Origin of the sequence: Thermomonas sp., from assembly GCF_023953935.1 — a bacterium.
In the GTDB taxonomy this organism is placed as follows: Bacteria; Pseudomonadota; Gammaproteobacteria; order Xanthomonadales; family Xanthomonadaceae; genus Thermomonas.
This window is the reverse complement of sequence record NZ_JAMLIW010000005.1, coordinates 134,510-146,767: the sequence shown is the minus strand read 5'-3', so window position 1 is coordinate 146,767 and position 12,258 is coordinate 134,510. Positions and strand designations below refer to the sequence as shown.

The window sequence follows — 12,258 nt, the reverse complement described above, 5'->3', positions numbered from 1 at the left end:
TGCATGGACCACCACGTCAACCAATCAGGTCGCCAAAAAGTTGACGCAGACCTGCGCGCCCCCCTGCGCTGGCTGTTTGCGCCGCGCTGCGTGGTTTGCGGCGATCCGGGCTTGCCCGACCGCGATCTGTGCGCCGCCTGCCACGCGCAGCTGCCGTGGCAGGGGCCGGCCTGCACGCGCTGCGCCTTGCCGCTGCCGCAGGCGGGAATCTGCGGCCACTGCCTGCAACACCCACCGCCGCTGGCCGCCGTGCACGCCGCATTCGACTACGCCTTCCCGGTCGATGCGCTGCTGCCGCGGCTGAAATTCCACCACGATTTTGCCGCCGGCCGGGTGCTGGTCCAGAGCATGTGCGCGCAGTTCGCCGGCCTGGAGCGGGCGACGACCCTGGTGCCGCTGCCGCTGCACCGCAGCCGCCTGCGCCGGCGCGGCTACGACCAGGCGCTGGAGCTGGCGCGGCCGCTGGCGCGCGCGCTGCGGATTCCGTTGCGCCCCGAACTGCTGCAGCGCCAGCGTGCAACCGCGGCGCAATCGACCCTGGACGCCACCGCGCGCAAGCGCAATCTGCGCGGGGCTTTCACCGTGCCCACCGGCGCCGCCCTGCCGGAGCACGTCACCTTGTTCGATGATGTGATGACCACCGGCGCCACCCTGCACGCCGCTGCCGAGGCATTGCGCAAGGCCGGCGTTGCGCAGGTCGAGGCCTGGGTCTGCGCGCGAGTGGCCTGACCCATCCGTCGCGCGCAGGGCGCGCCCACAGCTGCGCCCTACAGTTCGATTTATCCCCCCGCCGGCATCACCGGCGGCAGATACACCAGCGTCTCGCCCAACAGCCACAGCAGGCCCAGCACCAGCGGCACATGCACCAGCAACTGGACGAAGGTGAAGCCGACCAGATCGCGCGCGCGCAGGCCGAGGATGCCCAGCAGCGGCAGCATCCAGAATGGGTTGATGAGATTGGGCAAGGCTTCGGCGGCGTTGTAGATCTGCACCGTCCAGCCGAGGTGGAAGTGCAGCTCGTTGGCCGCCTGCATCACGTAGGGCGCTTCGATGATCCACTTGCCGCCGCCCGAGGGCACGAAGAAGCCGAGCACCGCCGAATACACGCCCATCACTGCCGCAAAGGTGTCGTGATTGGCGATCCGCACGAACAGCTGCGCCAGCCGGTGCGACAGCGCCACCCCATCGGCGCCGGTCGCGTGGGTCAGGATCAGCGCCATCCCGCCGTACAGCGGAAACTGGATCAACACCCCCGCCGTGGCCGGCACCGCGCGGGTGACCGCATCGAGGAAACTGCGCAGCCGCCAGTGCAGCAGCAGGCCCAGCGACAGGAACAGGAAGTTGTAGGTATTGAGGTTGGCGATCGCCGTCACCAGCGGCTTGTCGATGAATTCCAGCGCCAGCCAGCCGAAACCGAGCAGCGACAGCAGGATCACCAGCAGCGGGCTGTGCTCCAGCCACTCGCCCGGCCGCCGGGTGGAATCAGGGGCGGGCGGCAGCGGCGGGGTTTCGACGTCAACCGTCGCGCCCGCGAAGTTCTCGGCGGTGCGCGCCGCCGCCCCCGTGGGCGCGGTCAGCCAACACACCAGCAGCGAAGCCGCGATCAGGATCGCAGCCATCAGCACCGACTGCCACAGCAGGATGGTCTGGGTGAACGGCAGCACCCCGGTCACCTGCAGCAGCCCCGGCGGCATGCTGGCCGGGTTGGCCTGCAGCTGCGCGGCCGACGACGACAGGCCCAGCGCCCACACCGCGCCCAAGCCCAGATACGCCGCCGCACCGGCGGCGCGGTAGTCCATGTCGAGTTCGCGACGGCGCGCCAACGCCCGCACCAGCAGCCCCGCAAACACCAGCGAAAACCCCCAGCTCAGCAGCGAGCTGCCCATCGACAGCAGGGCCACGAAGCACACCGCTCCGCGGCCCGTTCGCGGCAGCCGCGCCAGCCGGTCGATCAGCCGTGCCACCGGCGGCGCGGTGGCCACCACGAAACCGCCGATGACCACGAAGGCCATCTGCATGGTGAACGGGATCAGGCTCCAGTAGCCCTCGCCGAAGCGCTGCGCGACCTGCGCCGGGCTGGCGCCGAAGCCCATCGCAAACGCGGCGATCACCACCACGCCAATCGCGGCGAACACATAGGCATCGGGAAACCAGCGCTCGGCGAACGCCGCGCAGCGCAGCGCCAGCCGCACCGACCAGGCCGGCTGCGCTGCCACATCATTCATGCCGCCACCAACTTCGCCCGCAGCGCGAAGTCGAGGACGATCCCCGCCAACACCGCCAAGCCAATCCAGCCGTTGTAGCCCAGCGCTCGCAGACAGCCGTCCGGATCGCGCTGGCGGGCGGCGCGGAAGGCCAGCGCCGTCGGCACCAGCGCCAGCGCCAGCCCGGCCCAGTACCAGACGCCCATGCCCGCCTCACGCCCGACCAGCGCCAGGGCGATGAAGGCGCCGGCGTAGAGCACGCCTTGCCCGATCAAATCCACTTCGCCCAGCAGGATGGCCAGCGACTTGGCGCCGGTCAGCAGATCGTCATCGCGCTCGGCCATCGCCCGCCAAGTGGCACAGGCACTCGCCCAGAACACGGCTGCCACGTACAGCGTCCAACCCAGCGCAGGCACCGTGCCCAGCCGCGCCGCAAACGCCATCGGCACGCCCCAAGCGGCCAGCACCCCCACGTAGGCCTGCGCCAGATACAAATGCCGTTTGACCAGGATATAGCCCAGCGCCAGTACCGTCCACGACGCCCCCAGCCACTGCGCCGCCGGATCCAGCGCCAACACCAGCGACGCCACCACCAGCAGCAAAACCAGGCACAACAGCGCCGCCAACCGCGGATCCACCAATTCGGCATCCGCAGGAAAGCGCGCGATACGCCCTGCCAGCGCGTCCTGCACCGCGCCGAAATAGCCGTCGACCGCCCGGCTGGCCGCACGCAATAGAATGCCGCCGGCGACAAGCGCCAGCAGCAATCCCGGCGATGGCCAGCCTTTCGCCGCCAGCCACAGCGCCCAACCCACCGGCAACAGCACCACCAGCCAACCCGGCGCACGATCCCCGCCGACCAAGGCGGAATACCCGCGCAGGCGCTCGCGCCAAGTCAGGGGATCGCCATCGGAGGCAGCAAGCTCGCGCGGGGCCATCCGCCTAGCCTAGCAGCACGCCACCCCGCAATCATGCGAGAATGGCCGCCCGCCGCGCGACCATCGCGCCGCACGCGCCTGTAGCTCAGCCGGATAGAGTAGTGGCTTCCGAAGCCATTGGTCGGGGGTTCGAATCCCTCCAGGCGCGCCATCCTTCCGGATGACGCTTTGTCGGGATTGCCGGCCCTCGCGCATAGCGCTCGGGCGTTCGATGCCGCGCACGCCTGCGGCGTGCTAGCGCGGCCTCTCACCCCTCCAGGCGCGCCATCCTTCCGGATGACGCTTTGTCGGGATTGCCGGCCCTCGCGCATAGCGCTCGGGCGTTCGATGCCGCGCACGCCTGCGGCGTGCTAGCGCGGCCTCTCACCCCTCCAGGCGCGCCATCCTTCCGGATGACGCTTTGTCGGGATTGCCGGCCCTCGCGCATAGCGCTCGGGCGTTCGATGCCGCGCACGCCTGCGGCGTGCTAGCGCGGCCTCTCACCCCTCCAGGCGCGCCATCCTTCCGATGACGTTGGCCCTCGCGCTAGCTCGGGCGTTCAGCCGCGCCTGCGGCGTGCTAGCGCGCTCTCAGGCGCCATCCTTCCGGATGACGCTTGTCGGGATTGCCGGCCCTCGCGCATAGCGCTCGGGCTGACGCGCACGCCTGCGGCGTGCAGGCGCCTCACCCTCCGCGCGCCATCCTTCCGGATGACGCTTTGTCGGGATTGCCGGCCCTCGCGCATAGCGCTCGGGCGTTCGATGCCGCGCACGCCTGCGGCGTGCTAGCGCGGCCTCTCACCCCTCCAGGCGCGCCATCCTTGTGCGCATTTGCGATCCGCTGGTTGGTCGTTTCGCCGCGCCGCCACAGCAGCTGACCGGCGGCGGGATACTGGCTGCGCTTTGGGTGACAATAGCCGTCGCCATGCTCAGGGGGATCCCATGACGACGCACGCCAACATCGCACTCACCCGCTTCCTGATCGAGCAGCAGCGCGCCGGGCGCATCAACTCCGAACTGCGGCTGCTGGTCGAAGTGGTCGCGCGCGCCTGCAAGCAGATTTCCGTCGCCGTGGGCAAGGGCGCGCTGGGCGGGGTGCTGGGCGAGGCTGGAACGCCGGGCCAGGCCAGCATCAACGTGCAGGGCGAGGCGCAGAAGAAACTGGACGTCATCAGCAACGAGATTCTGCTGGAGGCCAATGCCTGGGGCGGGCATCTGGCCGGACTGGCCTCCGAGGAAATGGACACCTCCCAGCCGATCCCGGATACCTACCCGCACGGCAACTACCTGCTGCTGTTCGACCCACTCGACGGCTCCTCGAACATCGACGTCAACGTGTCCGTCGGGACCATCTTTTCCGTGCTGCGCTGCCCGGAGGGCGTGAGCAGCCCCACGGATGCCGATTTCCTGCAGCCCGGCACCGCCCAGGTGGCGGCCGGCTACTGTGTTTATGGCCCGCAAACCACCTTGGTGCTGACCGTCGGCCACGGCACCCATGCCTTCACCCTGGATCGCGAAGTCGGCAGCTTCCTTTTGACTTCCCGTGACATCCGCATCCCCGAGGACACCAGGGAATTTGCCGTCAACATGTCCAATCAGCGCTTCTGGGAACCGCCAATGCAGGACTATGTCGCTGATCTGCTGGCCGGCAAGGAAGGTCCGCGCGGCAAGGACTTCAACATGCGCTGGGTGGCCTCGATGGTCGCCGACGTGCACCGCATCCTGACCCGGGGCGGCATCTTCAGCTATCCGCTCGACGGCAAGTGTGCGGCCAAGGGCGGCAAGCTGCGGCTGATGTACGAGGCCAACCCGATGAGTTTCCTGGTCGAACAGGCCGGCGGCGCCGCCAGCACCGGGCGGGTGCGGATGCTCGCCGTGCAGCCGGCCGGGCTGCACCAGCGGGTGCCGGTTTTCCTCGGCTCCAGGCGCGAGGTGGAAGCCGCCGTGGGCTACCACCGCGATTTCGACGCACGCCTGGCCTGATCGGCGCCCAACGGGCCCCGCGCCGGTAGCCTTCAATGCATTTTGACCACGCCCTCTGGTCCCAGATCCTGTTCGGGCTGATCCTGATCGGCGGCTTGTATCTGTTCATCACCGAAAAGCTGCGGATCGACATCACCGCCATGCTGATCCTGGCGGCGCTGGTGTTCACCGGCGTCCTCGACAGCCGTCAGGCCCTGTCCGGCTTTTCCAGCGAGCCGGCGATCATCGTGGTCGCCGTGTTCGTGATTTCCGGGGCGCTGGGGGCCACCGGCATCAGCGAGCGCCTGGGCTCTCTGGTCGAACGCCTGTCCGGCCACAGCGAAAGCCGCACAATCGCCGTGGTCATGCCGATCGTGGCCGTGCTGTCCTCCTTCACCCACCACGTCATGGTGACGGCCATGATGCTGCCGCTGCTGCTGCGGCATGCGCGCAAGAGCAAATTGCCGGCGTCGCGGGTGCTGATGCCGATGTCGCTGGCGGCCTCGCTCGGCACCACCCTGACCCTGATCAGCGCCCCGGCCTTCCTGCTGGCCAACGACATGCTGCAGCGCGCCGGCGTCGGCGACATGGGCATCTTCGCGATCACGCCGATCGGCATCGCACTGGTGGTTCTGGGCACCGTTTACATGCTGCTGGCACGCTGGCTGCTGCCCAAGCGCAGCGGTGGGCGTGCCAGCGAGGATTACCTGCGGCTCGACCGCTACCGCACCGAGCTGCGCATCGTCCGCGAAGGGCATTGGTGCACGCGCCCGCTCTCCGACCTGCAAAAAGCGCTGGGCGAACATTTCCGCCTGCGCGGCTGGATCCGCGACGGTCGCCAGCGCGACGATCTCGGCGTTTCCAGCCCGCTGCTTGCCGACGACGTGCTGCTGGTGGAAGCGGCCGCCGACGAGCTGCTGTCGCTGCACGATGACGCCGGGCTGGATCTGAATGCGATCACCCGTTTCGGCCACCTGGCCAGCGGCGAGAGCACGCCCCAGCTGGTGCAGGCGGTCGTGGCGCCGGGCTCGGAGTTCATTGGCCGCAGCATCCGCGAGCTCGACTTCGCGCGGCGCTTCCATACCGTCATCGCCGGCATCTGGCGGCGCAACGAAGGTGTGGCCAATCATCTGGCCGACGCGCGGCTGCAGGAAGGCGACCTGCTGGTGCTGTGGGGGCAAACCGAGCGGTTTGCCGAGCTGGCGACCCACCACGGGTTCCTGATGTTGGTGCCGTTTGCCGGCGAAGCCAAGCGTCGCCTGCGCGCGCCTTTGACCCTGACCATCCTCGGCTTGACGGTGCTGGCCGCCGTCACCGAATGGATCGACGCGCCGCTGGCGTTCCTGTTCGGCGCCGTGGCCATGGTGGCCACCGGCTGCATCGACGTCGAGCGCGCCTATCGCAGCATCGACGTGCGTATCTTCACGATGATCGCCGGGGTCATTCCACTCGGCATCGCGATGGAGCAAACCGGCACCGCGGATTTGTTGGCCAACGGTCTGTCGCATCTGGTGTCGCAGTGGCCGCCGCTGGCCATCCTGCTGGTGGTGTTTGCACTGGCCGCCCTGCTCACCCAGATCATGAGCGATTCGGCGACCACAGTGTTGTTGGGGCCGATCGCCATTGCCCTCGCCCAGATGCTCGGGCTGCCACCCACTCCATTCGTGGTCTGCACGGCCCTGGGTGCGGTGGTGGCCTTCCTGACGCCGATCGGCCACCACGGCAACCTGCTCATTCTCGGTCCCGGCCAATACCGATTCTCCGATTTTCTGCGGATCGGCTTGCCGCTGACGATCCTGATCGGCCTCGTCAGCGCATGGATGGCGCGCTGGCTGTGGATGCAGGGCCCACTGCTGCCCTTCGGCTGAACCCGGCCCGGCGCTTGCGCTGGCTCCGAAAAGGCCGGACAGTCGAACCACCACCGTGTGCGGAACCTGCTTGATGCGCCGCGTTTGCATCCTTCCTGTCTTTCTCCGGCCGGGATTCCGGTCGGGCGCGCGTGCGCCCTGCTGAGGCTGGCGGATGGAAGTCGTGCTGCTGCAGCTGTGGAACGCGATGCAGGGGATTCCCCACGTGCGCGCCTGGCTGGCCGCCGGGTGGGCCGCGTATCTGCTCGGATTGAGCATCTGGATTGTCCTGCAAAAGCGCGAGCCGGCCGCCACCCTGAGCTGGCTGATCAGCCTGGCGGTCCTGCCCTACATCGGTTTCTTCATCTACTACGTGTTCGGCCCGCAGCGGCTGGAACGGCACCGCGCCCGCCGCCGCATCCGCTCCCGCCTGCCTGAGCCGGAGCCAGCCCCCACCCCGGTTGCGCTGGAACTGCGCACCCTGGCCCAGGCCACCTCGGGCTACGCACCCACCACCGCCTGCAACATCACGCTGCTGGTGGACGGCTGCGACAAATACCCGGCCCTGCTCAATGCAATCGCGCGCGCGCGCCACCATGTCCACCTCGAGTACTACATCCTCGAACCCGACCGCACCGGACACGCCATCATCGCCGCGCTCGCCGAACGCGCCAAGGCAGGGGTCGCGGTACGCCTGCTGCTGGACGCGGTCGGCTCCAGCCGGGCCAGCGCCGGATTCTTCCGCCCGCTGCTCGACGCCGGCGGCGAATTGGCCTGGTTCCACCCCGGCCGGATCTGGCTCCCCTGGCGGCGGCCGTGGGTCAACCTGCGCACGCACCGCAAGCTGGCCATCGTCGATGGCGTGGTCGGCTTCATCGGCGGCATCAACCTCACCGACGAGGAAGACCCGCGGGTGCGCCCCGACGCCTACCGCGACCTGCACCTGCGCATGCAGGGCGAGATCGTGCGCAAGCTGCAGGACCTGTTCATCGACGACTGGGTTTATGCCACCGGCCGGCGCGATTTCATTTCCGCCCTCGCCTGCGCGATGCCGGACGCCTGCGACGGCAGCGCGCGCGTCCAGCTGCTTGCCTCCGGCCCGGACTCGCCCTGGGAAGCCATCCACCGCCTGCACGTCCACGCCATCCACGCAGCGGAGTCCCGGGTTTGGCTGGCCACGCCCTACTTCGTCCCCGGCGAAGCAGCGATGATGGCGCTGACCTCCTCGGCGCTGGGCGGCATCGACGTGCGGCTGCTGGTCCCTCGCATGAGCGACAGCCGTCTCGTCACCTGGTGCGTGCGATCCTTCTATGACGAACTGCTCGCGGCCGGGGTCAAGGTTTACGAGTACGGACCGCGCATGCTGCACACCAAGGCGCTGCTGGTCGACGACCACCTGGCCATCGTCGGCAGCGCCAATTTCGACAACCGCAGCTTCCGGCTCAATTTCGAGGCCTCGATGCTGATCGACGACGTGGCGTTCGCCACGACCCTGTCCAACCTGCTCAGTGGCGAGATCGACGCCGCCACCCCGGTGCACGCCAAGCGTGCCCAGCCCCTGCTCACCGGGCGGCTGCCGGAAGCCCTGGCGCGGCTGCTGGCGCCGCTGCTGTAAGCCAGGGTCTGCCAAGTCCACCCCGGCCGTCGTACACTGCCGCATCGGGCGAACCTCGGAACCTTTCCATGCACTGGCTGTTCCTGCTTCTGGCGATCGGCGCCTTCGGCTTCGGCTTCTTCACGACCTCCGCCGCGGTCCTCGTCGTCTGCCTTCTGGTCGCGCTGCTGTTCTTCGTCCTGTGGGTGCTGGGCATGTACCAGGCCCACGTGGCCGGGGTTGGCCGCGACACCTCGATGATGGTTGACCCGGCCGAGCTGCGGCGGCTGCGCGAGCAGGCGCAGGCGCGGCGCGCCGAACAAGCACAGGACGACGCGCCCTGAGCCTGGCGCGATGACCGCCCTCAGCGTCAACCTCAACAAGATCGCCTTGCTGCGCAACGCGCGCGGTGGCCCTCTGCCCGACGTCGCCCGCGCCGGACGCACCTGCCTCGAGGCCGGCGCCCACGGGCTGACCGTGCACCCGCGTCCCGACGCCCGCCACATCCGCGCCGACGATGTCAGCGTCCTTGCCGGGTTGTGCGCGCAGCGCGGCGTGGAGTTCAACATCGAAGGCAATCCGTTTGCGCCGCCGCGCCCCGGCTATCCCGGCCTGCTGGCGTTGTGCACCAGCGCCCGCCCGGCGCAGGTGACCCTGGTGCCCGATGGCGATGGGCAGCTGACCTCCGACCACGGTTTCGATTTCCATCGCGACGGTGAAGCGCTGCGCCCGTTGATTGCGGCCCTGCGTGCACTTGGCTGCCGGGTCAGCGTGTTCGTGGATGTCGGCAATCCCGATCTGGGCCTGGCCGCAGCGCTCGGCGCACAGCGGGTCGAGCTGTATACCGGCCCCTATGCCGAAGCGTTTGCCGCCGGCGATCCGGAACCCGCACTGGTCGCCGCCGCCGCGACCGCGCGCGCCGCGCAGTCTGTCGGGCTGGCGGTCAATGCCGGCCACGATCTCGACCAGGCCAATCTCGGCCGGTTTCTTGCCGCCGTGCCGAACGTGCAGGAAGTGTCGATTGGCCACGCCTTGATTGGTGAAGCACTGTATGCGGGGCTGAGTGCCACGGTGCGCGCCTACCGCACGATCATCGATGCCTCAGCCGCCCTGTAGGTGCCCGCTGAATGTTGTGGGAGCGCACCGCAGGGGCGCGAACGCCCTTTCTTGATCCCGCAAAAGCATCGCGCCCCTGCGGTGCGCTCCCACAGGTGGCATTGCTTATTCGCGCAGGCAAAAAAACGCCGCCCGAGGGCGGCGTTCGTCATCCACGACGTGCCCCGCAGGCCGGGGCGTTGAAGTCTTCGGTACTCAGTTTTGAACGAAGCCGATCTTGACCATCTGCGCGTTCTTGGCGGCCGCCAGCACCTTGGCCAGCACCCCGTACTGCGCCGATTCATTGGTGTCGATCTGCAGCTCCGGCTGATTGTTCGGATCGCGCTGCACCTCTTCCGTCATCTTCGATTCCAGCTCGTCTAGCGCGGCCGGCGAGTCGTTCCAGAACACCTGGCCCGACCCGTCGATCCGCAGCTTGATCGGATCCGGCGGATTCGGCGGCGGTTGGTCCGGCTGGTCGGTCTTCTGCGGCAAGTCCACATCGACCGGGATCGACTGGATCGGCATCGTCACCATGAAGATGATCAGCAGCACCAGCAGCACGTCCACCAGGGGCGTGACGTTGATATCCGCCATTGCGCTTGCATTGGAAGCCATCGTGCGTACTCCTTACAGCCGGCGCTTGGGCGGGGTAGTGACGAAGCCGACCTTGGCCATGCCCTGCGCCTGGGCGATCTTCACGACCTCGCCCACCAGCCGGTACGGCGTGGTCGAGTCCGCGCGGATCTGCACCGGCGGCTGCGGCTGCTTCTGCGCTTCCACCGACAGCCGGCTTTCGATCGCCGGCTTGTTCGACGGTTCATCGTTCAGGAACAGGTCGCCATTTTCCGTGATCGTGATGGTGACCGGCGTCTGCTGGACCTTCTTGTCTTCCTTCTGCTGGTGGACCCTCGCCTCCGGAAGCTGGACCTTGATCCGGTGGTTCATCAGCGGGGTGGTGATCATGAAGATGATCAGCAGCACCAACATCACGTCCACGAGGGGCGTGACGTTGATTTCCGCCATCGGCGCACCTTCTTCTTTGCCGACACTGGCTCCCATGGTCAGGGCTCTCCGTCAGTTGCGATCAGCGACCGTTCTCGCCCACGCGCGAACCGGTGGCGAAGAAGTCGTGCAGGTCGTGCGCGAAGGTGTCGAACTGGTTGTTGGTGATGCGGTTGAAGCGCACGAAGGCGTTGTACGCCAGCAGCGCCGGGATCGCGGCGAACAGACCGAACGCGGTCATGATCAACGCTTCACCCACCGGGCCGGCCACCGCCGAGATCGAGGCATCACCCGAGGCACCGATGCGGATCAGGGCGTTGTAGATGCCCCACACGGTACCCAGCAGACCGACGAACGGCGCCGACGAACCGACGGTCGCCAGCACGGTCAGGCCGTCTTCCAGGCGCAGCGACTCGCGAGTGACGGCCTGGCGCAGGGCGCGATCGACGAACTCCGAACGGCTCAGCGACTCGGCCAGCGGCGAACCGTCCTGGCGCTGGTGGTGGGCGGTGGCCTGGGCGGCGTCGAGGGCGATCTTGGAGAACGGCTCGGAACGCGGCTGTTCTTCCATGTAGCGGATCGCGTCCTGCGCGTTGCTGGTTTCCCAGAACGTGGTGACCACGCGCTCGGCGCGGCCCTTCAGACGCATGTTCTTGATCGCATTGATGATGATCCAGTACCAGGACATCAGCGACATGATGAGCAGGGTCAGGAACACGATCCAGCCCATGAAGTCGAAGTTCTGGATCAGGTGGTCGAAGCCCATCTGCTGAAGCGCGGCGGCGTTGTTGCCTCCGGCGGCGGCAGGTGCGGCGGCAGCAGTTTCTTGCAACATACGCTTACCTTTGGATGTCGTGGATGGGGTGGTTCACAAGGTGACGCGGGTGGTACGGGGTGGAAACGTTGGAGCTGCGACGCAGTTGTTCGTGCGGAATCACGGCCTGAATTCAACCGGGACCTTGACCCGGCTGGCGACCTTCTGGCCATTTCTGACCTCGGGATTGAATTTCCATTTGCGTGCGGCCTGCATGGCGGCACGGTCAAGGTTGCGGTTGCCGCTGGAGTGCTGGACTTCCACATCCAGCACGCCGCCGTTGGCATCGATACTGATGATCAGGATCACCGTGCCGCCGATTCCTCGACGCTGCTCTTCGTTCGGGTAGCGCGGCGGGTTCATGTTCCGCGACGACGGATCCACGCCACCCGCAATGTCAGCAACAGGGGCCGGGGGGGAGGGCGGCGTCGGCGGCGGTGCCGCCGTATCGATTGGCCGCGACTCGCTGAGCACCACCGGCGGTGCCTCGGGCGGCGGCGGGGTCGGGCTGGGCCGCGGCGGCGACAGCTCTTTCGGCGGCGTCAGCGGCTTGGGCGCATCCGGCGGCGGCGGTGGTGGTGGTGGTGGTGGCGGCGGTGGCTCGATGAAGGTGACGCTCACCGAATCGTTCTGGGCCACGTCCTGCGCCGGCGGCTGCAACGGGGTCAACAGCACGAGCACGATCGCCACGTGGATCGCGATCGCAAAGCTGTAGCCGGCGATGCGCGGTCCGCTGACGCCATCGCCGCGATCGCTTCTGTGCTGCTGGTGCTGAGAGAAATCTTCCGTCATGCGCACGGCTCTGGAGTGGGGTCTCGACG

Annotated in this window: 12 protein-coding genes and 1 tRNA gene; 7 read left to right on the top strand and 6 right to left on the bottom strand. The window is 68.0% G+C overall.

All coding sequences use genetic code 11. The features are described from left to right. The first annotated feature begins 3 nt into the window (after nt 1–3). Complete coding sequence (locus M9902_RS07455; RefSeq protein WP_297221926.1) at nt 4–729, top strand: ComF family protein; 726 nt, start codon at nt 4–6, stop codon at nt 727–729. A gap of 50 nt (nt 730–779) precedes the next feature. Here the strand turns inward: M9902_RS07455 and M9902_RS07450 are convergent, their stop codons facing one another. Both M9902_RS07450 and M9902_RS07445 read right to left on the bottom strand, forming a co-directional pair. Beyond that, nucleotides 780–2,225, bottom strand: a complete 1,446-nt coding sequence (locus M9902_RS07450) for a TIGR00366 family protein (protein WP_297221924.1) — start codon at nt 2,223–2,225, stop codon at nt 780–782. Continuing rightward, entirely contained in the window at nt 2,222–3,142 is a 921-nt protein-coding gene (locus M9902_RS07445; protein ID WP_297221923.1) for a UbiA family prenyltransferase, read from the bottom strand. Before M9902_RS07445 ends, M9902_RS07450 begins: the two co-directional genes overlap by 4 nt. 74 nt (nt 3,143–3,216) lie before the next feature. On the opposite strand from M9902_RS07445, the gene M9902_RS07440 reads away from it, so the two are divergent. The 6 genes from M9902_RS07440 to M9902_RS07415 all read left to right on the top strand — a co-directional run bounded on the left by M9902_RS07440 (nt 3,217) and on the right by M9902_RS07415 (nt 9,639). Further along, nucleotides 3,217–3,293 (top strand) — tRNA-Arg (locus M9902_RS07440). Between the two features lie 769 nt (nt 3,294–4,062). Then, nucleotides 4,063–5,103: a class 1 fructose-bisphosphatase gene (locus M9902_RS07435; protein WP_297221921.1), complete on the top strand. Its 1,041-nt coding sequence runs from the start codon at nt 4,063–4,065 to the stop codon at nt 5,101–5,103. Nucleotides 5,104–5,138: 35 nt separating this feature from the next. Then, nucleotides 5,139–6,950: an SLC13 family permease gene (locus M9902_RS07430; RefSeq protein ID WP_297221919.1), complete on the top strand. Its 1,812-nt coding sequence runs from the start codon at nt 5,139–5,141 to the stop codon at nt 6,948–6,950. 154 nt (nt 6,951–7,104) lie between these two features. Continuing rightward, the gene (gene cls, locus M9902_RS07425) at nt 7,105–8,544 is read left to right on the top strand and encodes a cardiolipin synthase (protein ID WP_297221917.1); all 1,440 of its coding nucleotides are present in this window, start codon (nt 7,105–7,107) and stop codon (nt 8,542–8,544) included. Between the two features lie 68 nt (nt 8,545–8,612). After that, nucleotides 8,613–8,867 (top strand): hypothetical protein, encoded by a 255-nt coding sequence (locus tag M9902_RS07420; RefSeq protein WP_297221915.1) that lies wholly within the window; start codon nt 8,613–8,615, stop codon nt 8,865–8,867. A gap of 10 nt (nt 8,868–8,877) precedes the next feature. After that, nucleotides 8,878–9,639: a pyridoxine 5'-phosphate synthase gene (locus tag M9902_RS07415; RefSeq protein ID WP_297221913.1), complete on the top strand. Its 762-nt coding sequence runs from the start codon at nt 8,878–8,880 to the stop codon at nt 9,637–9,639. A gap of 195 nt (nt 9,640–9,834) precedes the next feature. Here the strand turns inward: M9902_RS07415 and M9902_RS07410 are convergent, their stop codons facing one another. From M9902_RS07410 to M9902_RS07395, 4 genes are all read right to left on the bottom strand, one after another. Further along, nucleotides 9,835–10,236: a biopolymer transporter ExbD gene (locus M9902_RS07410; protein WP_297221911.1), complete on the bottom strand. Its 402-nt coding sequence runs from the start codon at nt 10,234–10,236 to the stop codon at nt 9,835–9,837. Between the two features lie 12 nt (nt 10,237–10,248). Beyond that, nucleotides 10,249–10,680, bottom strand: a complete 432-nt coding sequence (locus M9902_RS07405) for a biopolymer transporter ExbD (RefSeq protein WP_297170303.1) — start codon at nt 10,678–10,680, stop codon at nt 10,249–10,251. Between the two features lie 25 nt (nt 10,681–10,705). Next, nucleotides 10,706–11,458, bottom strand: a complete 753-nt coding sequence (locus tag M9902_RS07400) for a MotA/TolQ/ExbB proton channel family protein (RefSeq protein ID WP_297170306.1) — start codon at nt 11,456–11,458, stop codon at nt 10,706–10,708. A 99-nt stretch (nt 11,459–11,557) separates the two neighbouring features. After that, complete coding sequence (locus tag M9902_RS07395; protein ID WP_297221908.1) at nt 11,558–12,229, bottom strand: energy transducer TonB; 672 nt, start codon at nt 12,227–12,229, stop codon at nt 11,558–11,560. Between the last annotated feature and the right edge of the window lie 29 nt (nt 12,230–12,258).